We start from the raw sequence: 24348 nt of genomic DNA on the forward strand, positions 1-24348 counted from the left end.
TATGAATAGGTTATGCTTTTTTTCAAATGCATGTTTATTGGTGATAATTTCGTCATTTAGTTTTTTTGCCAATGCCCAAACAGCTTGTCCCACGGGAGTAGCTCCTGGTAGTGCTCTCTGTGGACCTGGTCCTGGCGCAAGCTATGTAGAACCGCCGCCTCCTACGCCATCTGGTGAGTGGGAGACGAAATGGGGAGCTGTTGCTAGTGATACGACTGGAACAGGCAACATCGGAGTTGCGGAAAAAAAGGAATCGAAAGAGGAGGCGCTAAAAGAGGCGCTGGCCCAATGCAAGTCTCTTGGTGGAGGTCAGTGCAAGGTTGACATGTGGTACGCAAATCAGTGCGCAGCTATCGCTTCTCCATACCATAATGGTTCGCCTGCCAAGGGAAATCCGGCTTCGAGGTCTGGAAAGGACAGTTCTGTCGCGCAACAAGCGGCAAAATCTGCATGCATGAAATATAATTCTTCTAATGTGGATAGTTGTGTAATTATATATTCTGGATGCAGTCAGGCTGTTTTTCATAAATACTGATTTAGGTGGTGTCTTATTTGTTGTGTTGCTGTGTTGCTGTGTTGCAGTTTGCTGGGTGCAAGGAATTGTTTGATAGCCTGTTAAATATTTCTCGCATTTTGATTTTTGGCGGAAAATGGCTATTAAGTTAAATTTTTATGTTTTATCCTTTTTGTCGCCTTCATTCCGTTATGGGCGTTCGCGCAAACTGCGTGTCCTGTTGGTGTCGCTGTGGGTTCGGCGCAATGTGGCCCTTCGTCAATCCTCGGGAGTGAAATTGTGCAACCTCCTCCCTCCCCTAGTGGTGAGTGGATTAAAACCTGGGGTGCAATCGCCACGGCTCCTAATGGCGACACTGGGGTCAGTTCCAAGATGCTTTCAAAGGAGGATGCGGAATCAAAGGTATTGAATAACTGCATTACTGGTTGTGCTGCGCCCCCGATGGCGGCTGCATTCTTCCAAGGCGTGCTGGGCCAGTTCAGCCCGTATTCGGCGATGGGTGCTGGTGGTGGTGCGGTGCCGGCTGGGCCGGGAGGGGCTTATGTACCTCGCCAAACGCAAGGTGCCTCGGATCTGGGGCAGGCGCAAGTTCAAAATAATGGCGTGGGTACTAATCCAGTCAATACTTATGGAAGCCGAGTAGCGGGCTCCGATGGTCCGGATCTCAATTATAATAATAGAAACATGGGGTTGGCTGGAAAGAAGCCAGGTGGTGATGTTGGGTAATGGCGTTTTTCTGAGGTGATTTATATGAAAAATTTTCTTGCGGTTTTTTTATTTGCCTCAGGTTATTTTGCCGGAAGTGCACTAGCACAAACTGCCTGCCCGGTTGGTACGACAGCAGGCAGTGCAACATGTGGGCCTTCGGTTAGCTATGTGGATCCACCGCCCCCTCAGCCTGCTGGAGAATGGGACAGTAGATTCGGTGCTGTTGCTGCCGATATGTCTACTTCGGGAAATACAGGAGTGGCAGCCAACAAGACTTCGAAAGAAGACGCCATCAATGATGCTTTGGAAAAATGCCGGTCTTTGGGTAGCGCGAACTGCGGCATTGTGATGTCGTATTCTAATCAGTGTGTCGCCATACTTGCGCCTTCGGTGAATGGGGTGGAGCGTGGTGGCGCTCCTGTGACTCGACCAGGAAAAAATGTAAAAGTCGCAACTGCAATAGCTGAAAAGGATTGTAAGAAAGCCAATAAATCTTCAGAATGTTCCGTGATTTATTCGGCTTGTAGTATGCCTGTGTTTCGTCGCTATTAGGTGATGCCAATTGGGTTGGTAAATTAAATTGGTTAACTGCGGCGACCATGGAAATTGCATCACAGAGAGCGATGGATAAATGCGGGGTCGAGACGGCGGGTAAGTATTGCAAGGTTACCGTTTCAGAGTGTTCAAATCCTGTTTTTAGAAGCTATTGATTTTTGGTGCTATGCCTGATTGAGGCTGCGGTAGAGATCAGCAGCTGAACCAGAAGCTATGATTTTTGATCCGCTCGCCCAATCCGTAACGACTGCTAGCGGCTGCGTTGAATTTTTTGCATCGGCGCCGACATCGTAGGCGCTAGCATGTTGTCCTTGCCGCCGATTGGGCCAAAGGACGATGGCCTTACGCACCAGCCATCGATACGCTGAATACGTATGCAAGCACCTTTGCAATTCGCACATCGACGTTACCCTAACGCAGCTTTCCGCGTGCCCACTGCGCGCGCGATCTCTGCCCGAAGGGGGGCGTTGCATGACTCAGGCTCCATGGTGGCGCGGTGCCGTCATCTATCAGATCTATCCGCGTAGCTTTCTCGATGCGAACGGCGATGGTATCGGCGATCTGCCCGGCATCGTTCGCAAGTTGGACTACATCGCATCGCTTGGCGTTGACGCGATCTGGATCTCGCCGTTCTTCAAGTCGCCGATGGCCGATTTCGGCTACGACATCGCCGACTATCGCGAGGTCGATCCGCTGTTCGGCACGATGGACGACTTCGATCGCTTGCTGGCCAAGGCGCATGCGCTGGGCTTGAAGGTGATGATCGATCAGGTGCTCAGCCACACGTCGGTGGAGCATGCGTGGTTCAAGGAAAGCCGCCAGAGCCGCGACAATCCCAAGGCCGACTGGTACGTCTGGGCGGACGCGCGCGAGGATGGCACCCCGCCGAACAACTGGATGTCGATCTTCGGCGGCGTCGCCTGGCAGTGGGAGCCGCGTCGTGGCCAGTACTACCTGCACAACTTCCTGTCGTCGCAGCCGGACCTCAACTTCCACAATCCCGAGGTGCAGCAGGCCACGTTGGACAATGTCGAGTTCTGGCTTGCGCGCGGGGTGGATGGGTTCCGGCTGGATGCGATCAATTTCTGCTTCCACGATCCGTTGCTGCGGGACAATCCGCCAAAGCCCCCGGAAAAGCGCGTGGGGCGGGGCTTCAGTCCCGACAATCCGTATGCGTTCCAGTACCACTACTACAACAACACGCAGGCGGAGAACCTGCCGTTCCTGCAGAAGCTGCGCGGTCTGCTCGATCGCTATCCCGGGACGGTGAGCCTGGGCGAGATCTCGTCCGAGGACTCGCTCGCCACCACCGCCGAATATACGCGGGCCGGGCATCTGCACATGGGCTACAGCTTCGAGCTGTTGACCGACGATTTCAGCGCACGCTACATCCGCGAGACGGTGTCGAGTCTCGAAGTGGCGATGACCGAAGGTTGGCCGTGTTGGGCGATTTCCAACCACGATGTGCAGCGTGCGGTAACGCGCTGGGGGCAGGGCGCGCAGACGCCTGCGTTCGCGCGGCTGCTGATCGCGTTGCTGTGCTCGTTGCGCGGTTCGGTGTGCGTCTATCAGGGCGAGGAGTTGGGCCTGGGCGAGGCCGAGGTCCCGTTCGAGGCGCTGCAGGACCCGTATGGCATCGCATTTTGGCCGAGCTTCAAGGGGCGCGATGGATGCCGTACGCCGATGCCGTGGGACGACAGCGCACAAGCCGGCTTCAGCACCGGGAAGCCATGGCTACCGGTGGCGCCAGCGCATCGCGCGCAGTCGGTGGCGGCGCAACTGGCCGATCCGCATTCGGTGTTGATCGCGTTCCAGCAGTTCCAGGCCTGGCGCAAACGGCATGCAGCTTTGCGCGAAGGCGATATCGCGTTCGTCGAGACCGCCGAGCCGGTGTTGATGTTTCAGCGCCGGCATGCGCGGCAGACGCTGCTGTTGGCGTTCAATCTGTCGGCACAAGCCACCGAAGTGGCGCTGCCCGCGGGGCAATGGCGACAGCTGGCAGTGCCTGGCATCGACCCAGGCAAGGTCGAGGGTGGCCTGCAGCTGCCCGGTTACGCGATGGTGTGTCTGGAAGGCGTGTAGCCACCGCGCAGTCCGCTGGTTCGGCTGCCTGCGTGACAGGCAGCCGAAAGCGGCATGGATGCCAACGTCGGGCCATGGGAGTGTAGATTTCCTCCCTGGCACAGGACGTTCGCCTGTCTCCTGGATGTCACCGCATTGGATGTACACGAACCGCTTGCTACTCGCGGTTCCATATCCAAATCCCGCATGTTGCCGCCATTGGGGCGCCTAGAGCGCGACCAGGTTGCAAATCATCGGCTCGCGTTGCCCTACAGTGCACAAAAGCCGTTGCCCTGATTGAAGCGCGCGTGTCCATGATCCATGGGTGAAAGCGTTTCTTGCGGCACCTATGGCCGTTTCGTTGCGAACGACACCGGCACTGGTACTGACACAACCCTGGGCATTGGTGCGTGTGGCATGGGCAACGCATGCGCGCCACTCGCTACGTCATTCAGTGTTCGTGCGTGGGCATTGCCGTTTGCGCAGTTGGGCTGGCAGGCCGATGCGTTTCGCCGGGCGCTGCTGCGCAGCGTACTGGGCACAAAAAAGCCCGCCGGCATCACGCCGACGGGCTTGCTGCAGGCACGGAGGGTTGGCCTAGAACTTGTAGTTCACCCCGAGCACATAGGTGCGGCCCCACTCGATGTATTCCAGCGGGCGATCCTTGGTCTCGGCATAGGTGCGGTAGGGCGAGTTGCTCAGGTTGCTCGCCTGCAGCAGCAGGCTCAGGCCTTTCAGGCTGCTCAGATCGCCGAAGGTATAACTGATCTGCGCGTCGGTGATGTTCTCGCCGACCACGTAGCGCAGGGTGCGGTTGCCGTTGAAGTTGCCGATCTCGCCGATGAAGTCCGAGCGCCGGCGCTGGCTGACGCGTGCTTCGAAGCCGTTGCGCTCGTAGTAGGCGGTGAGGTTGTAGACGCGCTTGGACAAGCCCGGCAGGCTGATCTCGCCGTCGCCCACGCTTGATGCGCTTTCCGGGTCGCGGATCTTGACGTCGCTGTCGTTGAAGGTGGCGCTGGCCTGGATGCCGAATCCTTCCAACGGGGCGAACAGCATGTCCAGTGGCAGCGAGGCGGTCAGTTCCAGGCCGCGAAGGGTGCCGCCCTTGCCGTTGAACGGCGCGCTGAAGGTGCCGGTGGTCTGCACCGGCGCCGAGCCCGGCGGCGGCACGTAGCCGGCGACCAGGGCGGAGAAGTCGTAGTCGTCGCGGGTCTGGGTGTAGATGTAGCTCTTCAGGTCCTTGTAGAAGAACGCGGCCGCGACATAGGCCTTGGCGCCGAAGTACTTCTCGTAGGAGATGTCCAGGGCGTTGGCGCGCCACGGATCGAGGGTTGGGTTGCCGCCGCTGGCGCCGGGCTTGCCGGTGGCGTTGTCCACGCCGAATTCCAGCGAGGCGCGCAGCTGGTCCACGCGCGGACGCGCGACCTGCTTGGCCAGCGCGAAGCGCAGGGTCTGCTCGTGCGGGAACTGGAAGGCCAGATTCAAGCTCGGCAGCCAGTCGTTGTAGGTCTTGCCTTCGTCGATCGGCCGCACTTCGCTGCCGACGGGCTGCGAGGCATCCCAGTAATTCGCCTGCGACGACTGGTCTGCGTGCTGCAGCTGTACGCCGATGTTGCCGCGCACGCCTACCGCGCCCCATTCGGTGTCGATGTTGGCGCGCATCCAGGCAGTGGTGATTTTTTCCTGCACAGTCCAGGCCTTGGAGACCAGGTACGAGGCATCCTCGCTGGGATCGAACACCATGTAGCGCGAGACCGCGCCCGGCACGTTCCAGGCGGGGATGTAGCCGATGCCGGCGAAGCCCAGGTTCACCGGCGCGTACTGCAGGTCGGAGGCGATGGTGGTGTCGCCTTGCGCGCCCAGGGTGATGTTGCCTTCGGGCTGGTGCTTTTCCTTCTCGCGGTTGGCGTAGTTCACGCCCACGTCCAGATCGGAGAACCAGCGCAGCGCTTCGGGCATCGGGAAGCTTGCCTGCAGGCGCGCGCCCTTCAGCACGTCCTCCACGCGCGGCGCCTTGCCGTAGCCGGAGCCGTAGATGGTGTTGGTGATGTACAGCGCATCCGGGTTGGAATAGTCCAGCCCGGGCGAAAGCTGCGAGAAGCCGTTGTTGCGGTAGGTAAGGCCGACCGTGTCCAGCTGCGGCATCGGCGTCAGCTGCAGGTTGTTCTCGAGATTGAGCTCCTTGCGCGTAGCCTTGGAGTAGTTCACGTCGGTGATGATCCGCACGGCGCCGGCGTTGATTTCGTTGTTCCAGCCGAACGCGTCGATCTTGTCCTCGCGCTTGTTGTACATGCCGCGTACCAACGGATAGACACCGCTGGCGGTGCCGCCGGTGAAGGTGCCGTTGCCGTTGACCTGGGTGCCGGCGATGGCCAGACCCGGGGTGTAGCCGCCGTTGTAGTTGCTGAGGTTGAGCTCGAACTGGTTGGCGGTGTCGATCTGCTCGGCTTCGGTGTGGAAGGCATCGAGCGTGCTGGTCCAGGCATTGGAAGGGCGGTACTGCAAGGTCGCCATCACGCCGTCGCGCTTGGAGTCGCCGGTGCGGCGCAGCGCCTTGATGCCGTCGGAGAAGTAGGTGCCGGCGGCCACACCCGGGCGCGCGCCGCTATCGGTGTTCTGTGTGCTCCAGGGTTCGTACAGGCCCACCTGGTTCTCCTGAATGGGCGTGTCGGTATGCGCGTAACCGATCGCCAGGCCGATGGTGCGATCGGCGAACTGGTCGATGTAGCTGGCGCTGAAACGGTTGCCATAAGGATCGGTATCGGCGGCCTTGCCCAGCGAATTGCGCTGGTAGCGGCCGCCGATCGCGATCACCCGCTCGCCGAAGCTGAGCGGGCGCGCGGTCTGCATGTCCACCGTACCCGACAGGCCCTGGCCGACCAGGCCGGCATCGGGGGTCTTGTAGACGGTGACGCCGCTGACCAGTTCGGACGGGTACTGGTCGAATTCGACGCTGCGGTTGTCGCCGGTGCTGACCACCTCGCGACCGTTCAGCAGGGTGGTGGAGAAGTCCGGCGACAGGCCGCGCACACTGATGACCTGGGCGCGGCCGGCCACGCGCTGTGCGGCCAGGCCGGGTAGGCGCGCCAGCGATTCGGCGATGCTGACGTCGGGCAGCTTGCCGATGTCCTCGGCCGAGATCGCCTCGACGATGGACGTGGAATCCTTCTTGATCGCGATCGCGTTCTCGATGCCGCGGCGGATGCCGGTCACCTCGACCTTGTCCAGATCGGTGACCTGACCGTCGGCGGCTGCGGTGGCGGACTGCGTCTCGGACTGTGCGGCGGCCAGCATCGGTGTCATGGCGATGGCTACGGCCAGCGTCAGCGCATTGCGCTTGTGGTTCAACATTTTCCCCTCCCAGGCAATGTTGTCGTGCAAATTTTCTGATCCGGAAGATCGGCCGGATGTAGGGATCGCGCTGCCGATGTTCGGTAACGCGACTGCGACGTATGGTAGACACGGCAATCCGCCGCGAACGCGGCCTGCATACGTATTCACTGGGTTTCATCGCATTGGAATCGATTCCACGGTGGCGATGGCGTACGGCGATAAAGCGTGGGCGCGTCGTGATCGCAAAGGCGGTGTGCGGGAATGTGCGGCGCAGCGCGCTGCGAAGTGCGTGGATGCGGGGCATGCAGGCAGTCGCGGCAGTCCGACGCATGCCGATGGGGAGAGCAGATGCCTGGGAGACAGATGCGGATACCAGGCGCGACGAGCGTTATGGGCCAGGGCGGCACGCGTTCGCGCGCAGCATGCGCGGGGAACGGAAAAGGCGGCGCTGCATGGATGCGTCAGTCATCCGTCCGAAGCAGACCGTTGCCGATCGCCTGAGCCATTGCAGGTTGTCTGGCGACTTGGGTCGTGGCGGGCCTTGTCGGTGAAGTCCGTCGCGGCCGAGGCCGCTCCTGCAGGTAACGTCATCCAGCGATCCGGTCCGGAGCGGGAATGGGCTAGCGCCGTGCCGCTGGATCGCCGTCGGCGGCGGCCGCCGCCGCGTCCAGCGGCGTGAAGCGGATCGCCTGGCCGCCGCCCGGCGCCAGCTTCAGTTCCAGGGAATCGGCGCTGCCGACCTCGCGTTGCTCGCGTACGAAGTCGAACGGGTTGTGCCGGTAGTCGGCGGCGTCGCCGTCGCGGTAGATCTCGGCGCGGTAGCGCACGCCCGGCTCCAGGAACGACAGCGACACCGGCAGCACCCGGCCGTGTTCGTCGGTGATGCTGCCCAGGTACCAGTCGCGGCTGTGGCGGTCCTTGCGCGCGATGGTCACGTAGTCGCCGACCTCGCCGTCGAGGACGCGGCTGTCGTCCCAGTCCACCGCCACGTCCTCGATGAAGCGGAACGCGTCGCGGTGCTGCAGGTAGTGCTCGGGCAGGTCGGCGGCCATCTGGATCGGGCTGTAGATCGCCACGTACAGCGCCAGCTGCCGCGCCAGCGTGCTCGGGATCGGCTGGCCGTCGCGGCCTTTCAGGCTGAGGATGCCCGGGGTGTAGTCCATCGGACCGGCTAGCATGCGGGTGAAGACCAGGTTGACCTCGTGTTCGGGCGGGTTCGGCGGCTGTCCCCAGGCGTTGTATTCCATGCCGCGCGCGCCTTCGCGCGACAGCCAGTTGGGATAGGTGCGGCGCAGGCCGGTGTCCTTGATCGGCTCGTGCGCGTTGACCGACAGGTGCCGCGCCGCGGCTTCGCGCACCACCTTCAGGTGATGCTGCGCCATGAACTGGCCGTCGTGCCATTCGCGCCACAGCGGCCTGCCGGCCGGATTGCGCCGGTCCACCTGGCCGTCGTCGCAGACGTAGCCGGTCTTGAAGGTGTCCACGCCCAGGCGTGCGTACAGGTCCAGGGCGGCATCGAGCTGGTCTTCGTAGTGCTGCACCGCGCAGCCGGTCTCGTGATGGCCGATCAGGTGCACGCCGCGCTTGGCGGCATAGGCGCTGAGCGCTTCGAGGTCGAAATCCGGGGTGGGCCGGGTGAAGTCGAAGCCGCCGCCGTTGCCGAACCATTCGCCGTTCCAGCCGGGATTCCAGCCTTCCACCAGCACGCCACGGAAGCCGTGCGCGGCGGCGAAGTCGATGTAGCGGCGGGTGTTGGCGGTGGTCGCGCCGTGCTTCGGCCCGGTCGCCCAGGTTTCCTGGTTCAAATGCATCGACCACCACACGCCCACGTACTTGGCCGGGTGCACCCAGCTCACGTCGCCCAGCGCATTGGGCTCGTTGAGGTTGAGGATCAGATTGGAGTCGACCAGGCCGCCGGCGTGGTCGGCGATCTGCACGGTGCGCCACGGCGTGTCGAACGGCAGGCGGCGCTTGACCTTCCAGCCTTGCGCCGACGGCGACAGCTGCGCGTGCAGGCGCTGGCCGTCGCCGCGGCGCAGCCACATCCCGGCGTAGTCGACCAGGGCGGCCTCGTGCAGGGCGATGTGCAGTCCGTCGCGGCTGCGCATCGTGATCGGCGTATGCGCCAGCGCGACCTGGTTCAGCGGCGTCTGCCGGTACAGGTATTCGTAGTGGATCGGCTCGCCGGCCGGGATCCACCAGGCGGACGCCTCCGGCACGATGTCGAATTCGGTCAGTTCCTCATCGATGATCGCCTCGCGCAGGCCCGCTTGCTGCGGGAAGCTGTAGCGGAAGCCCAGGCCGTCGTCGTAGACCCGGAACAGCATCGTGAAGCGGCGCCGCTGGCCGCCGCGCTCGCCCAGCTCCACGCGCAGTTCGTTGTAGTGGTTGCGCACATAGCGGCGTTCGCCCCACGGTTGCTCCCAGGTCTCGTCCACGCTGCGCGTGGCCTGCCCCAGCACCGCCAGATCGCGATCCAGGCGCCCGTCGCGCAACTGGAAGCCCAGCCTGGACTCGCCGATCACGGTGTCGCCCAGGCGCTGCACGCGGTAGCTCGGCTTGCCGTCGTCCAGTAGCAACGCGACCTGCAGTACCTTGCCCGGCGAGTCCACGCTGGCCACGGTCTTCGGTTCCGCGCGCAGCAGCGGTGCGGTGCACAACAGCGCGGCCGCGAACAGCAGCGGCAGGCGCAGGGTCCGGCGCGCGCGTGGCATGGCATGAAACTGCGGCATGTCCCCTCCCAAGGCGGCCGTTGCAGCTGCGGCGACTATAGCGAGGCGCTGCGGCGCCGCTGCGGCCTGCGCGATGAATACGTATGCAGATGCGCGCGATGCGGTGCGGCGCGTCTACCATGTCGGCAGCGCTTCTCGAAGAAGAGGCCGCGACCGCGGTGCCGGCATGCCGGTGCGGCGAACCCACAATGCAGGCAAAGAGGGAGGGAGGCCGACGGGCGCGAGCCGGTCCGCCGCTTCGATGCTGAAGATGATCTGCTTGGCCGCCACCTTGGGTGCTGCGGTGTCGGCGTCTGCGTGGCAGACGTCGTTGCAATGGCGCGGCCAGACCGCGCAGGCCGCGGCCACCGCCGACGGCGGCTTCGTGCTGCGTTCGGCGCAGGGCACGCGCACGCTGGCGGCGCAGCCGCTGCGCAGCGACACCGCCAGCCCGCTGTTCGATGCGCTGTTCGCGCTGGCGCAGCAGGAGTTGCGCGACGACCAGGTCGACGCGATCCGCGATCCTGCCTTCGACCACGGCAAGCCGCTGCCCTGCGACTGCTACCAGACCGGCGAACGCTGGCCCTACGTGTGGACCCGCGACGTCAGCTATGCCGCCGATTTGGCGCTGGCGCGGCTGGACCCGCAGCGCACGCGGCGCTCGCTGCGCTTCAAGCTGTCGGCGATGCGCGGCGCGGATGCGCTGCCGGGCCTGTTCGTGGCCCAGGACACCGGCTCGGGCGGCAGCTGGCCGGTGAGCAGCGACCGCGTGGTCTGGTTCCTGGCTGCGCGGCATCTGCTCGACGATGCGCAGTTCGCCGCCGACACCCGCGCCGCGCTCGATGCGACCCTGGCGCAGGATCGCGCATTCGCGTTCGACCCGCGCATCGGCCTGTACCGCGGCGAGACCTCGTTCCTGGACTGGCGCGAGCAGACCTATCCGGCCTGGACCCGCAACGACGTGCGCTTCATCGCCGAGTCGTTCGCGCTGTCCACCAATGTGCTGCATTACCAGGCGTTGCGCCTGGGCGAGCGGCTGGCGCGCGAGCACGGCGACACCGCGGTGGCGGCGCGCTATGCCGGTTGGGCGGATGCGCTGCAGCAGGCGATTGCGCAGCGCTTCTGGCGCGAGGACCGTGGCACCTACGTCAGCTATCTCGGCAGCGCTGCGCATCCGGTGGCCTACGAAAGCTATGACCTGCTGGGGCTGTCGCTGGCGGTGCTGGCCGACGTGCTGCCGCGCGAACGCGCGCGCCAGGCGCTGGCGCGCTATCCGGCGGTCGAGGCCGGCAGCCCGGTGGTCTGGCCGCAGCAGCGAGATGTGCCGATCTACCACAACCGCGCGATCTGGCCATTCGTCAGCGCCTATGCGCTGCGCGCGGCGCGGCATACCGACGACAGCGCGCGCATCGCCTTCGAAGTGCGCTCGCTGCTGCGCGGCGCCGCGCTGGCCGGCTCGAACATGGAGAACTACGAATTCCTGAGCCAGGCCGCGCATGTGGACGATGGCCCGCTCAGCGGGCCGGTGGTCAATTCGCCGCGGCAGCTGTGGTCGGTGGCCGGCTACCTGGCGATGGTGATCGAAGGCGTGTTCGGGGTGGAGGACGACGGAACGGTGGCACCGAAGTTGCCGGTGGGCCTGGTGCCGATGTTGTTCGGCGAGCGCGACGAGATCGCGCTGCAGCTGCGCGAGCGGCGCATCGTGCTGCGGCGGCCTGCGCAGCTGCATGGCGACCTGCTGGTGGCCGGCGACACGCGCACCCATGATGGCGTGACCACCGTGCAATTGGTCGCGCGCGACACGGCGAGCACGCCGGTGCCGCTGCTCGCGGCCGCCGATGCGTTCGCCCCGCTCGCGCCGCCAGCGCCGCGTGTCGAGCGCGATGCGCAGGGCTGGCGCGTCGCGGCGGCCGCCGACGCGGTGCTGTACGTCGATGGACAGCGCCGGCCAGGCGCCGCCGACGGCGTGCGCCTGCCGTTGCGCGAGGACGTGCAGTGCCTGAGCCTGACCCGCCGCGATGCGCATTGGGAGTCGCTGCACAGCCCCACGGTCTGCATCGGCGACGTGATCCGCCTGCGCGGACCCGACGACTGGCGTTGGACCGCGCCGCGCGATGGCGAGTACCGGCTGAGCCTGCGCTACGTCAACGCGCACGGCCCGATCAATACCGGTGTCACCGCCGCGGTGAAACAGCTGCAACTGCAATGCGGCGATGCCGCGCCGCAACGCATGCCGGTGGTGATGCCGCACAGCGTCGGCGAACAGGAGTCCACTGCCGCCGTGTTCGCGCTCAAGGCCGGGCAGGCCTGCCGCATCCGCCTGGCGCCTGCGGCCAACATGAGCGCGTTGCAGCACTTCGCGCGCTATACCGGCGGCCAGGGTGGCGCCGACGGCGTGGTCAATGCGGCCGATGTCGCCGCGCTGCTGATCGCGCCGGCCGGCGCCGCGAAGGTGAGCCGATGAGGACCGCGCCGCGCGCCAAGCCGGCGCTGTCGTTCTGGCAGATCTGGAACATGTGCTTCGGCTTCCTTGGCATCCAGTTCGGTTTCGCGCTGCAGAACGCCAATGCCAGCCGCATCTTCCAGACCCTGGGCGCGGACATGGAGCAGGTGCCGGGGCTGTGGATCGCCGCGCCGCTGACCGGGCTGATCGTGCAGCCGATCGTCGGCTATCTGTCCGACCGCACCTGGAACCGCTTCGGCCGGCGCCGCCCGTATTTCATGGTCGGCGCGCTGTTCACGACACTGGCGCTGCTGGTGATGCCGAACTCGCCGGCACTGTGGGTGGCGGCCGGCACGCTGTGGATCCTGGATGCGTCGATCAACATCTCGATGGAGCCGTTCCGCGCCTTCGTCGGCGACCAGTTGCCGCAACGCCAGCGCGCCAGCGGCTATGCGATGCAGAGTTTCTTCATCGGCGTCGGCGCGGTGGTGGCGAGCATGCTGCCTTGGCTGTTGGCGCAGTGGGGCGTGAGCAATACCGCCGCGCCCGGCCACGTGCCGGCGACGGTGCGCTACGCGTTCTACCTCGGCGGCGCGGTGCTGTTCCTGTCCATCGGCTGGACCGTGCTGCGCACGCGCGAGTATCCGCCCGAAACGCTGCAGGAGTTCGACGACGCGCCGCCGTCGCACGCCGCCGAACACGCGACAGCCATGCCGCGTTCGGATGCCGCCGCGGCGATCTGGCTGCTGCTGGGCCTTGCCGGCGCGGCGGCGATCTTCTGGAGCCGCGGCGACCGCATGCTGTACGTGTTGGCCGGCCTGGTCGCCGGCTATGGACTGTTGCAATGGCTGGCGCCGCGACTGAGGCCGCACCACATGCTGGCGGCGATCATGCGCGACGTGCAGGCGATGCCGCAGGCGATGCGACGCCTGGCCTGGGTGCAGTTCTTCTCCTGGTTCGCGCTGTTCGCGATGTGGATCTACACCACCGCGGCGGTGACGCAGACGCACTACGGCGCCACCGACACCGCCTCGGCGGCGTACAACGACGGCGCAAACTGGGTGGGCGTGCTGTTCGGTGCGTACAACGGCTTCGCCGCGCTCGCGGCGATCGCCATTCCGCTGCTGGTGCGCGCGGTCGGCCTGCGCGTCAGCCATCTGCTCAACCTGTGCCTGGGTGCGATAGGGCTGCTGTCGTTCCTGTGGATCCGCGATCCGCAGTGGCTGCTGTTGTCGATGCTGGGCGTCGGCTTCGCCTGGGCCTCGATCCTGTCGCTGCCGTACGCCTTGCTGTCCGACAGCGTGCCGGCGGCGAAGATGGGCGTGTACATGGGCATCTTCAATTTCTTCATCGTGATCCCGCAGCTGGTCGCGGTCAGCGTGCTGGGTTTCGTGCTCACGCACTGGCTCGGCGGCCGGCCGCTGTACGCGCTGGGCATCGGCGGCGCCAGCCTGCTGCTGGCGGCGCTGTGCGTGCTGCGGGTTCCCGCCGAACACGGAGCAACGCAATGACGTATCGGATTTCGCTGCTGGCGCTGGCCTTGTTGGGTGCCGTTGCGCCACCGGCGCGTGCGCAGGCAGCGGCGGAGTACTACGGCACGCTGGAACCGTTCGCCAGCGAGGCGGTGTATTTCGTGGTCACCGATCGCTTTGTCAACGGCGATCCCGGCAACGATCATCGCGACCAGGGGGGCGCGCACCGCACCTTCGACATCCCGCTGCCGGCGCCGCCGGGCGAGAGCGACAACATCGGCTACCTGGGCGGCGACTTCAAGGGCGTGGTCGACAACGCCGGCTATATCCGCGGGCTGGGCTTCGGCGCGGTGTGGATCACCCCGATCGTCGACAATCCGGACGAAGCGTTCACCGGCGGCAAGCCGATCAGTTGGGGCAGCAACCTGAGCGATCGCGGCAAGACCGGCTATCACGGCTATTGGGGCGTCAATTTCTACAAGCTGGACGAACACCTGCCCAGCCCGGGCCTGGATTTCGCCGGCTTCACCCAGGCGATGCATGCGCAGCGGCTGAAGGTGGTGCTGGACATCGTCGGCAACCATGGCTCGCCGGCGTACACGATGCCGAAGCGGCAACCGATGTTCGGCCAGGTGTTCGATCGCGACGGCAAGCTCGTCGCCGATCACCAGAACCTGCCGCCGGCCAGGCTGGATCCGGCGCACAACCCGCTGCATGCGTTCTACAACACCGGCGGCGGCCTGGCCGAGCTGTCGGATTTCAACGAGCGCAATCCGGCGGTGATGGAGTATCTGGTCGGCGCCTATTCGCAATGGCTGGGGCAGGGCGCGGACGCCTTCCGCATCGACACCATCGGCTGGATGCCGGACAGCTTCTGGCACGAGTTCGTGCGCCGCATCCGCGCGCAGCGGCCGGGCATGTTCATGTTCGGCGAGGCCTTCGACTACGACGCGCGCAAGATCGCCGGGCACACCTGGGCGCGCAACGCCGGGGTCAGCGTGCTGGATTTCCCGCTGAAGCAGGCGCTGTCCACGGTGTTCGGGCATGCGCGCGGCGGCTTCGAGCAATTGCAGGCGCCGCTGTACCTGGAGCGCGGCCCGTACGCCAACCCGTACGAATTGATGACCTTCTACGACAACCACGACATGGCGCGGCTGGACGCCAGCGACGCCGGCTTCATCGATGCGCACAACTGGCTGTTCACGGCGCGCGGCATCCCGGTGATCTATTACGGCTCGGAAACCGGCTTCATGCGCGGCCGCGCCGAGCATGCCGGCAACCGCAACTATTTCGGCCAGGCGCGGGTGGACGCGGCGCCGCAGAGCCCGATCTTCGCGCCGTTGCAGCGCATCGCGCTGCTGCGGCAACGCACGCCGGCGCTGCAGCGCGGGCTGCAGCTCGACCTGCGCCTGTCCGGCGACGAGGCGGTGTTCTATCGCGTGTTCCAGTATGCCGGCGGCACCCAGACCGCGCTGGTGCTGCTGAACAAGGGCGACGCGCCGAAGACACTGGAAGTGCGCCGTTACCTGCAGCCGGGTACCTGGCGCGACGGTTTCGACGGCAGCGCGGTCGAGGTCGCGGACAGCTTGCGCGCCGAGGTGCCGGCGCACGGCGTGCGCGTGTTCCTGTCCGATGCGCCGATCGTTCGCTCGGATCTGCGCGCGCGGCTGGATTGGCTGATGGCGGCGAAGGATGGCGTGGAGCCGCCACTGTAGGAGCGGCTTCAGCCACGACCGGGCGTTATCGGTAATACCTGGTCGCGGCTGAAGCCGCTCCTACAAGAAGCTGGCAGTGTTCACGCGACCGACGGCTGCGGCTCGGCCCACACGCTGTTCGGTTCGCCATGCCGGGCGCGGCGCGCAGTTGCGCGTGCCAGCGCGGCGAAGCCCACTGCCATCGCCACGGCCATGCCGTCGACCCAGAACAATGGCCATTGCCCGGCGGCGGCGGCGCTCCACATCCACCAGCCGCTGGCCAGGCCGTGCGCCAGCGGGATCGCCGCGGTCACCGCGGCGGCGGCCCACAACAGCTCGCGCGCGGCCTGCGCCGGCGCGCGCAGCGCCGCCCACAGCGCGCACAGCGCCCAGCTGCCGAAGCAGGTCCAGCGCATGCCGGCATCCACCGCGTCCGGCGCGATCCGTTCCAGCACCTGCACCGCGACGAATGCCGCCGAGATCGCCACGCACAGGCCGATGCACACGCCGACCGTGGCCCGCGCCATGTTGATCTGCGCGCGGCCTTGCTGCGCCTGGCGGCGCTTGCGCCGCGATTCGATCCACAGCAGGTTGCCCGAGTAGAACAGGAACGCGCCGCCGATGCCGAGCAGGAAGTACAGCCACGGCACCAGCGCATTGCCGTATTCGCCGAAATGCAGCGCATAGGCCGAGGTCAGCGTGGCATGGTTGGCGTCGCGGCGGCCGGGCAGCTGGGTGGCGATCACCTTGCCGCTGGCCGCGTCCAGCGCCACCGTCCCGGTCGGTCCCAGCGTGCCGGGCGACTCGCCGCTGATTTCCACCGTCGCGTTGCGGTCGCCGGCGTGCTGCAGCTTCATGTACACCGGCGCGAAATCGTGCAGTCCTTGCCGCCGCGCCTCGGCGACGGCACGCGTGCTCCAGTCGGCCAGCGTGCCCACCGGCGCCGGCGTGCCGCTGGCGCTGCGCACCGGCGCGGTGTCCATCGCCACCGGCACCGCGTCCTGCACCTTGCCGTCGAAGACCAGCGGATTCAGCGCCGCCATCAGGACCAGCGACAGACACAATATCGCGCCGGTCACCGCGAACATCAGGTGCAGCGGCAGGCTCAGCACCCCGACCACGTTGTGCGCATCCAGCCAGAACTGCTTGAGATTGCGGCCCGGGCGCAGCGCGAACAGGTCCTTGAGCAGCTTCGGCAGATGGATGATCACCCCGGACACGATCGCCACCGCATACAACAGGCTGACGATGCCCATCAGATAGACGCCGGCCACCGGCAGGCCCAGCGTGTAGTGCAGTTCGTTGACCAGGGTGGCCAGACCCGCCTGCGGCAGTTCCGGCCCGCCCTCCAGGTCGTCGAGCGTGGCCATCTGCCACACGCCCTCGGCATCGGGCCAGTAGATCAGCGCCTTGGGAAATTCGCTGCTGGGGAACAGCATGCCGAGCATCGGCTTGGCTTGCGGATGCCGCGCCAACGTCGCGTCGAGCAGGCGCTGCGCATCGTCCACGGTCTGCACCGGCACCACCTGTTGCGATTGCCAGCGCGGCAGGTCGTGGTGGAACACGGTGATCGCGCCGGCATAGAAGGCGACGAACAAGGCGAAGCCGGCGACCAGGCCCATCCAGGTGTGCAGGGCGGTGAAGGTCCGCAGCGTGGCGGCTTGCAGTTTCATGCGGATGTCCTCATTGCGCCCAGCCCAGCGCCTTCAGCGCCCACAGCAGGGCGAAGCCGGCCACTGCCAGCGCGCTCAACCAACTCCAGGCGCGGCGCCCGCTGGCGCAGCAATAGGCGCCGATCGCCACGCCCACCCACAGCGGCACGAACGCGATCAGCGCGGGGACCAGCGCCTGCTGCCACGGCCCCGGCGGCAGCCAGCAGACCAGGCCGGTCAGCGCGGCGGCCAGGAAGAAGCCGGGAATCAGCCCGGCCAGCCCGCGGCTCCACATCATCGCGGCCGGCTCCGTGTGGTATCGCCCGTCTCGCCGCGCAGGGCGCCGACGGTCGGTACCAGCATCAGCGCCAGCATCCAGCTGGCGAGCATCGCGCACAGCCCGGCGCCGACGCCCAACTGCGCGATCCACGCCGCCAGCGAGGCACCGGCCAGCGCCAGGCCCAGCCCGTTGCCGAACCGGCGCAGGCGCCGCAGCGGTGCCAGGCGGCAGTTCGGCGAGCCGGCGTACAGCGCCAGCGCGGACAGCGCCGCGCATACGGCGGCCAGGACAATCCCGGCAATGGCCGTACTCATCGGGTGCCGCTCCATGCTGCCGATCGCGGCGGCCTGCCGCCTGCGGCGGTTGCCGGCGGGAGGGCGGAGGTCGGGTGGGACGCGGGACGGGCAGGGGGCATCGGCATTCCAGGCGGCGGCGTGCAGCCGCGGCGATCCGCGGCACTCTCTCGCGGATGATAATCATTCTGCTTTCGTAAGGAAAACGCGGCGGATGCGCGTGGCGTGTCTGCCCGGCGCGAATGGAGCGTCTGCGGCTGCGTCCGCGCGCCGGTGAGGGATCAGCTGCGCAGCGACGAACCGCGCAACGCCAGCGTCACCGGCAGGGTGCGGCTCTCGACCGGTCGGCCGGCGATCTGCGCCAGCAGGGTCTCGACCAGCACCGCGCCGGCCAGCTTGGTGTCCTGTTGCACGGTCGACAGCGCCGGCGCCACACAGGCGGCGATCGGGATGTCGTCGAAGCCGGCCAGGGCCACGTCCTCGGGCACGCGCAGGCCGTGTTCGCGCAATGCCTTCAGCGCGCCGATCGCGATCAGGTCGCTGGCGGCGAACACCGCGTCGAAGCGCTCCCCGCCGCGCAGCAGCGCCTGCGCCGCTTCGTAGCCGGACTGCTCGGTGGTGATCGCGTCCACCTGCAGGCCGGGCGCGAGCTCCGATCCGGCCGCATGCAGCGCCTGGGCATGGCCGCGGTAGCGCTCGAGAAACTCGGGGTAGTGGTTCGAGGCGTCGCCAAGGAACGCGATGCGCCGGCAGCCCTGTTGCAGCAGATGCGCGGTGATGTCGTGGCCGCCCTGGAAGTTGTCGCTGCCGATCGACACCCCCGGCTGCCCGGGCAGCACCGCGCCCCAGCGCACGAAGTGGGTGCCTTGCTCGACCAGATGCTGCAGCCGCTGCTGCGCCTGCAGATAGTCGCCATAGCCGAGCAGGATCAGGCCGTCGGCCTTCTGGCTGTCGCCGTAGTCGGCGCGCCAGTTGTCCGACAGCTGCTGGAACGACACCAGTAGGTCGTAGCCGTGGCGCGCGCAGGCGCGGGTGATCGAGCCCAGCATCGAGTGGAAGAACGGGTTGATCAGCGAGTCGTCGGTGGTCGGGTCTTCGAAGAACAGCAGCGCCAGCGTGCCGGCATTGCGCAGGCGCAGGCTGGAGGCGTGCTTGTCGACCTTGTAGTTCAACTCGTTGGCGATCGCCAGGATCTTGCGCCGGGTCTGCTCGTTGACCGCCGGGCTGCCGCGCAGTGCGCGCGAGACGGTGGGCTGCGATACGCCCGCCAGGTAGGCGATATCGAGCGATGTGGCCTTGCCTTTGATGACGGGCGCTCGCAGTGCAGGGGAAACAGGCCGAAGCATGCCATGGCGTACGGGATAGCACTTGCTGCGGCGCAGCGTGGGGTGGGGCGCGGGACTCGGGACCGGGGACCCGGAAGAGCACAGCCCGTGCAGCTTCGTTGCCACCGCGCTGCAGGCCTTGACCGTCGATTGCCACGCACACCATCAACGCCAGCCAAGCGCCTTTCCGAGTCCCCGGTTCCGGGTCCCGAGTCCCGCGCTTCCACCCCCTTCAAATCCACAAACCACCCAAATGCGTTACCATTTGGTCTCTCTTCAATGCGGAACTACGGGTGGCCCGCGGCAACGCCGGCCGAGCGTGCGACATGAGCACTACCACCGCCCCAGCATGAAACCCCGTCCAAGGCTGTCCGAGCAGGCGCCCTTGTGGCGCCTTCTTTGTATCCCGCGCCTTGTGCCGCCGGCTTCCGGCGCGCCGCGGGAAACGCCCAGCCCGCCTCGCTTTCCTTCTTGCCGACTCCCATGATCACGATCACGCTCCCCGACGGCAGCCGCCGCGAATTCGAACATCCCGTCAGCCCCATGGACGTGGCCCAGTCCATCGGCCCGGGCCTGGCCAAGGCGACCATCGCCGGCCAGGTCGACGGCCGCCTGGTCGACGCCTGCGACCTCATCGAGCACGACGCCAGCCTGCGCCTCATCACCGCCAAGGACGCCGAGGGCGTGGAGATCATCCGCCACTCCTGCGCGCACCTGGTCGGCCATGCGGTCAAGCAGCTGTATCCCGAGGTCAAGATGGTGATCGGCCCGGTCATCGCCGAGGGCTTCTACTACGACATCTACAGCGAGCGCCCGTTCACCCCCGAGGACATGGCGGCGATCGAAAAGCGCATGCAGGAGCTGATCGCGCAGGACTACGACGTGGTCAAGAAGGTCACCCCGCGCGCCGAGGTGATCGAGCTGTTCCGCCAGCGCGGCGAGGACTACAAGCTGCGCCTGATCGAGGACATGGCCGACGACGTCACCGCGATGGGCCTGTACTACCACCAGGAATACGTGGACATGTGCCGCGGCCCGCACGTGCCCAACACGCGCTTCCTCAAGGCGTTCAAGCTGACCCGCATCTCCGGCGCCTACTGGCGCGGCGATGCCAAGAACGAGCAGCTGCAGCGCATCTACGGCACCGCCTGGGCCGACAAGAAGCAGCTGGACGCCTACATCCTGCGCATGGAGGAAGCGGACAAGCGCGACCATCGCAAGATCGGCAAGCAGCAGGGCCTGTTCCATCTGCAGGAGGAGGGCCCGGGCCTGGTGTTCTGGCATCCGAAGGGCTGGTCGATCTGGCAGGTGGTCGAGCAATACATGCGCCGCGTGTACCGCGACAGCGGCTACGGCGAGGTGCGCTGCCCGCAGATCCTGGACGTGTCGCTGTGGCAGAAGTCCGGCCACTGGGACAACTACCAGGACAACATGTTCTTCACCGAGTCGGAGAAGCGCACCTACGCGGTCAAGCCGATGAACTGTCCCGGCCACGTGCAGGTGTTCAACCAGGGCCTGCACAGCTACCGCGACCTGCCGATCCGCTACGGCGAGTTCGGCGCCTGTCACCGCAACGAGCCGTCCGGCGCGCTGCACGGCATCCTGCGCGTGCGCGGTTTCACCCAGGACGACGGCCACATCTTCTGCACCGAGCAGCAGATCGAGGCCGAGGTCACCGCGTTCCACCAGCAGGCGCTGAAGGTGTATGCCGACTTCGGGTTCGACGACATCCAGATCAAGATCGCGCTGCGCCCGGAAAAGCGCCTGGGCGACGACGCGACCTGGGACAAGGCCGAGGCCGCGCTGCGCGCCGCGCTCGGCGCCTGCGGCGTGGAATGGCAGGAGCTTCCGGGCGAGGGCGCGTTCTACGGCCCCAAGATCGAGTACCACCTGAAGGACGCGATCGGCCGCACCTGGCAGCTGGGCACGATGCAGGTCGACTTCATGATGCCCGGCCGCCTCGGCGCCGAGTACGTGGACGAGAACAGCCAGAAGCAGCACCCGGTCATGCTGCACCGGGCCATCGTCGGCTCGATGGAGCGGTTCATCGGCATCCTGATCGAACACCATGCCGGCGCGTTCCCGGCCTGGCTGTCGCCGGTGCAGGCAATGGTGATGAACATCACCGATGCCCAGGCCGACTATGTAGACAGCGTGCGGAAACTCCTTGCAAATCAAGGCTTCCGCATCGAGGCCGATTTGCGGAACGAAAAAATCGGCTATAAGATTCGCGAACACACGCTGCAGCGGGTGCCGTACCTGCTGGTGGCGGGCGACCGCGAGAAGGAAAACGGCGCCATTGCAGTCCGCACGCGATCGGGGGAGGATCTGGGAACCATGTCGGTTGCCGCCTTCGCCGAACGGCTGCGCGCCGAGCAACTGGCGTAAGACAACCCCGATGCGGGCGGAGCCTCCGCCCGCGTCGGTCCGATTCCCCTGGGAGATTGCAACATCAGTACCCCTGACAACAAACAGAACCGCAAGAACCAAGAGATCCGTGTCCCGCGCGTTCGCGTGATCGGCAAGGACGGCGAGATGGTCGGCGTGTTGACCCGCGACGAAGCGTTGGCGCTGGCCGAAGAGGATGGGCTCGACCTGGTCGAGATCCAGCCGCAGGCCGATCCGCCGGTCTGCAAGATCATGGACTTCGGCAAGTTCAAGTTCGAGCAGCAGAAGAAGGCGAACGAAGCCAAGAAGAAGACCAAGCAGGTCGAGATCAAGGAAATCAAGTTCCGTCCGGTCACGGACGAGGGCGATTACCAGATCAAGCTGCGCAACATGCGTCGCTTCCTCGAAGAGGGCGACAAGGTCAAGGTCAACATCCGTTTCCGTGGCCGCGAGATGAGCCACCAGGAACTCGGGCGCGAAATGGCGTCGCGGATCGAAGCCGACCTCGGCGAAGACATCGTCATCGAATCGCGTCCGCGCCTGGAAGGCCGGCAGATGGTGATGATGATCGCGCCGAAGAAGCGCTGACCAGCAGTTCAGGATCGCGCCCCCGCCCATGTGCGGGAGCGCGGCCGCTGCCGGGCGCCTGCTGGCGCCCTTCGTGTTTTCCGATCGTCGCTTGCTGCCGCCGCCTGGCGGTGGCAGCGCGTGGATGCGCGCTGTCCGGGGGCAAGTCGCCCGCCATGCGTCCGGTGCCCATGCATGGCGGGGCCGGCATCCGTTCGAGGCAGCAGCGCACTGCGAGCGCGTCCCCGTCTGATGGCGCAAGCACCCGCGATGCCGCAGCCTTTTCGATTCCCGATTCCCGATTCCCGATTCCCGATTCCCGATTCCCGGCGCCCGGGAAATCCATGATTTGCAAGGCATTCCAAGCCCTGGCATAATGCGCGGCCCAGTACATCGGGTTTGCCGTCAACGCGGCAATAGGACCCGCCCTGATTCTTTGAGGATCAAGGGCTTACAAGCCGGTACGGGCACGGACGGAAAGCGTGGCGCAGCCACCGCCCTGACCAGTGACAAAACACCATCAAGGACATTGCAATGCCCAAGATCAAGACCAACCGGGCGGCGGCCAAGCGTTTCCGCAAGACCGCCTCCGGCAAGTACAAGTGCGGCCACGCCAACCGTAGCCATATCCTCACCAAGAAAGCGACCAAGCGGAAGCGCAACCTGCGGCAGACGAACCATGTTCGTGCCGAGGACGCTGGCCGTCTTGACCGTATGCTGCCTTACCTCTGAGGACTGAACCATGGCTCGAGTAAAACGTGGCGTCCAGGCACGCCGTCGTCACAAGAAAGTTCTGAACCTGGCCAAGGGCTACTACAACGCCCGTCGCAAGGTCTTCCGCGTCGCCAAGCAGGCGGTGATCAAGGCGCAGCAGTACGCCTACATCGGCCGCAAGCAGAAGAAGCGCGTGTTCCGTTCGCTGTGGATCACCCGCATCAACGCGGCGGCCCGCATCAATGGCCTGAGCTACAGCCGTTTCATGAACGGCCTGCTCAAGGCTGGCATCACCCTGGATCGCAAGGTGCTGGCGGACATCGCCGTGCACGACGCGCAGGGCTTTGCCGCCTTGGCTGAGAAGGCAAAGGGCGCGCTGGCGGCATAAGTGCGAGTCCCTCGCAGGAGCCCGCGCATCCATGTGCGGGTATTCGGCGAGGGAGCCATCGCAGACATGCAGGGGAAGGGCGCGAGTCCTTCCCCTTTTTGCGTTTTGTGCATCCCGATTGCGGGATCGATCCTGTCGCGGGGTGTCTCCCGGGCGCAGGATCCGGGTCGGGGTGGTCGGCTGAAGTGAGGCGCGAGTGCAATGAGTGAGATCGAATCCCTGAGCGGGCAGGCGCTGGCGGACATCGCCGCGGCGGCCAGTCCCGAAGCGCTGGAGCAGCTGCGTGTCGCGCTGCTGGGCAAGAGCGGCAGCATCACCGCGCAGCTGAAACAGCTCGGCGCGCTGCCGCCCGAGCAGCGCAAGCTGGCCGGCGAGGCGATCAACCAGGCGCGCGATGCGGTCTCCGCGGCGCTGGCCGAACGCCGCGCGTTGCTGGAAGGCGCGGCGCTGGATGCGCGCCTGGCCGCCGAGCGCATCGACGTGACCCTGCCGGGCCGGCGCGGCGAACGCGGCGGGCTGCATCCGGTCACGCGCACGCTGGAGCGCATCACCGAGATCTTCGCGCGGCTGGGCTACGAACTGTCCGACGGCCCGGAGATCGAGGACGACTGGCACAACTTCGAAGCGCTGAACTTTCCACCGCACCATCCGGCGCGGGCGATGCACGACACCTTCTACTTCGGCGACGGGCGCCTGCTGCGCACCCATACCTCCGGCGTGCAGGTGCGCTACATGGGCGAGCACGCGCCGCCGCTGCGCATGATCGCCGCCGGCAAGGTCTACCGCAGCGACAGCGACCAGACCCATTCGCCGATGTTCCACCAGGTCGAAGGCCTGCTGGTCGACGAACATTCCACCTTCGCCGACCTCAAGGGCACCTTGTCCGAGTTCGTGCGCGCGTTCTTTGAGCGCGATTTCGAGATGCGTTTCCGCCCCAGCTATTTCCCGTTCGTCGAACCCGGCGCGGAAGTGGACATCGCCTGGCAGCAGCCCGACGGCAGCGCCCGCTGGCTGGAAGTGCTCGGCTGCGGCATGGTCCATCCGAACGTGCTGCGCAGCGTCGGCATCGATCCGGAACGCTACACCGGCTTCGCCTTCGGCATGGGCGTGGAGCGCTTCGCGATGCTGCGCTACGGCGTCAACGACCTGCGCGCGTTCTTCGAGAACGATGTGCGGTTCCTTAGGCAGTTCGCCTGAGGGCCGGGATTGGGGAGTCGGGATTGGGGATTCGCGAAAGCGGGTTCCTCCCG

Annotated in this window: 18 protein-coding genes; 12 read left to right on the forward strand and 6 right to left on the reverse strand. The window is 65.9% G+C overall.

Annotated features, from left to right (window positions below; all coding sequences use genetic code 11):
- The first annotated feature begins 1 nt into the window (after position 1).
- The 4 genes from H9658_RS23255 (at position 2) to H9658_RS00350 (ending at position 3859) form a co-directional block, all read left to right on the forward strand.
- Positions 2-535 carry a DUF4189 domain-containing protein gene (locus tag H9658_RS23255; protein WP_191823964.1) on the forward strand — a complete coding sequence of 178 codons (534 nt, stop codon included), beginning with the start codon at positions 2-4 and terminating at the stop codon, positions 533-535.
- A gap of 258 nt (positions 536-793) precedes the next feature.
- Positions 794-1240, forward strand: coding sequence for a hypothetical protein (locus H9658_RS00340; RefSeq protein ID WP_191824287.1), 447 nt, complete (start codon positions 794-796; stop codon positions 1238-1240).
- A 24-nt stretch (positions 1241-1264) separates the two neighbouring features.
- Positions 1265-1774 carry a DUF4189 domain-containing protein gene (locus tag H9658_RS00345; RefSeq protein WP_191823965.1) on the forward strand — a complete coding sequence of 170 codons (510 nt, stop codon included), beginning with the start codon at positions 1265-1267 and terminating at the stop codon, positions 1772-1774.
- 474 nt (positions 1775-2248) lie between these two features.
- Positions 2249-3859, forward strand: coding sequence for an alpha-glucosidase (locus H9658_RS00350; protein ID WP_191824258.1), 1611 nt, complete (start codon positions 2249-2251; stop codon positions 3857-3859).
- Positions 3860-4435: 576 nt separating this feature from the next.
- Here H9658_RS00350 and H9658_RS00355 read toward each other — a convergent pair.
- Positions 4436-7189 carry a TonB-dependent receptor gene (locus tag H9658_RS00355; RefSeq protein ID WP_191823966.1) on the reverse strand — a complete coding sequence of 918 codons (2754 nt, stop codon included), beginning with the start codon at positions 7187-7189 and terminating at the stop codon, positions 4436-4438.
- A 602-nt stretch (positions 7190-7791) separates the two neighbouring features.
- Positions 7792-9885 (reverse strand): glycoside hydrolase family 97 protein, encoded by a 2094-nt coding sequence (locus H9658_RS00360; RefSeq protein ID WP_191823967.1) that lies wholly within the window; start codon positions 9883-9885, stop codon positions 7792-7794.
- Positions 9886-10144: 259 nt separating this feature from the next.
- On the opposite strand from H9658_RS00360, the gene H9658_RS00365 reads away from it, so the two are divergent.
- Genes H9658_RS00365 through H9658_RS00375 form a run of 3 tightly spaced genes read left to right on the forward strand, consistent with a single transcriptional unit; the run spans position 10145 to position 15512 of the window.
- The gene (locus tag H9658_RS00365; protein WP_191823968.1) at positions 10145-12346 is read left to right on the forward strand and encodes an alpha-L-rhamnosidase-related protein; all 2202 of its coding nucleotides are present in this window, start codon (positions 10145-10147) and stop codon (positions 12344-12346) included.
- The gene (locus H9658_RS00370; protein WP_191823969.1) at positions 12343-13836 is read left to right on the forward strand and encodes an MFS transporter; all 1494 of its coding nucleotides are present in this window, start codon (positions 12343-12345) and stop codon (positions 13834-13836) included. The genes H9658_RS00365 and H9658_RS00370 overlap by 4 nt, the downstream gene beginning before the upstream one ends.
- Positions 13833-15512 (forward strand): alpha-amylase family glycosyl hydrolase, encoded by a 1680-nt coding sequence (locus H9658_RS00375; protein WP_225209650.1) that lies wholly within the window; start codon positions 13833-13835, stop codon positions 15510-15512. The genes H9658_RS00370 and H9658_RS00375 overlap by 4 nt, the downstream gene beginning before the upstream one ends.
- Before the next feature lie 80 nt (positions 15513-15592).
- On the opposite strand, the gene H9658_RS00380 is transcribed toward H9658_RS00375, so the two are convergent.
- The 4 genes from H9658_RS00380 to H9658_RS00395 all read right to left on the reverse strand — a co-directional run bounded on the left by H9658_RS00380 (position 15593) and on the right by H9658_RS00395 (position 19062).
- The gene (locus tag H9658_RS00380) at positions 15593-17164 is read right to left on the reverse strand and encodes a PepSY-associated TM helix domain-containing protein (protein WP_191823970.1); all 1572 of its coding nucleotides are present in this window, start codon (positions 17162-17164) and stop codon (positions 15593-15595) included.
- Positions 17165-17174: 10 nt separating this feature from the next.
- On the reverse strand, positions 17175-17438 hold the full coding sequence (locus H9658_RS00385) for a hypothetical protein (protein WP_179565676.1): 264 nt from the start codon (positions 17436-17438) through the stop codon (positions 17175-17177).
- Positions 17438-17737 carry a hypothetical protein gene (locus H9658_RS00390; protein ID WP_191823971.1) on the reverse strand — a complete coding sequence of 100 codons (300 nt, stop codon included), beginning with the start codon at positions 17735-17737 and terminating at the stop codon, positions 17438-17440. Before H9658_RS00390 ends, H9658_RS00385 begins: the two co-directional genes overlap by 1 nt.
- Before the next feature lie 260 nt (positions 17738-17997).
- Positions 17998-19062: a LacI family DNA-binding transcriptional regulator gene (locus tag H9658_RS00395; RefSeq protein WP_191823972.1), complete on the reverse strand. Its 1065-nt coding sequence runs from the start codon at positions 19060-19062 to the stop codon at positions 17998-18000.
- Between the two features lie 462 nt (positions 19063-19524).
- Here H9658_RS00395 and thrS point away from each other — a divergent pair, with 462 nt between their 5' ends.
- The 5 genes from thrS to pheS all read left to right on the forward strand — a co-directional run bounded on the left by thrS (position 19525) and on the right by pheS (position 24295).
- Positions 19525-21429 (forward strand): threonine--tRNA ligase, encoded by a 1905-nt coding sequence (gene thrS, locus H9658_RS00400; RefSeq protein ID WP_179565376.1) that lies wholly within the window; start codon positions 19525-19527, stop codon positions 21427-21429.
- Between the two features lie 48 nt (positions 21430-21477).
- Positions 21478-22017: a translation initiation factor IF-3 gene (gene infC, locus H9658_RS00405; RefSeq protein ID WP_080601535.1), complete on the forward strand. Its 540-nt coding sequence runs from the start codon at positions 21478-21480 to the stop codon at positions 22015-22017.
- Between the two features lie 513 nt (positions 22018-22530).
- Positions 22531-22728 carry a 50S ribosomal protein L35 gene (rpmI, locus tag H9658_RS00410; RefSeq protein ID WP_002811096.1) on the forward strand — a complete coding sequence of 66 codons (198 nt, stop codon included), beginning with the start codon at positions 22531-22533 and terminating at the stop codon, positions 22726-22728.
- 10 nt (positions 22729-22738) lie between these two features.
- On the forward strand, positions 22739-23098 hold the full coding sequence (gene rplT / locus H9658_RS00415) for a 50S ribosomal protein L20 (RefSeq protein ID WP_003466653.1): 360 nt from the start codon (positions 22739-22741) through the stop codon (positions 23096-23098).
- A gap of 201 nt (positions 23099-23299) precedes the next feature.
- Complete coding sequence (gene pheS / locus H9658_RS00420) at positions 23300-24295, forward strand: phenylalanine--tRNA ligase subunit alpha (protein ID WP_191823973.1); 996 nt, start codon at positions 23300-23302, stop codon at positions 24293-24295.
- Positions 24296-24348 lie beyond the last annotated feature (53 nt).

Source organism: Xanthomonas bonasiae, assembly GCF_014836395.1.
GTDB classification, from domain to species: Bacteria; Pseudomonadota; Gammaproteobacteria; order Xanthomonadales; family Xanthomonadaceae; genus Xanthomonas_A; species Xanthomonas_A bonasiae.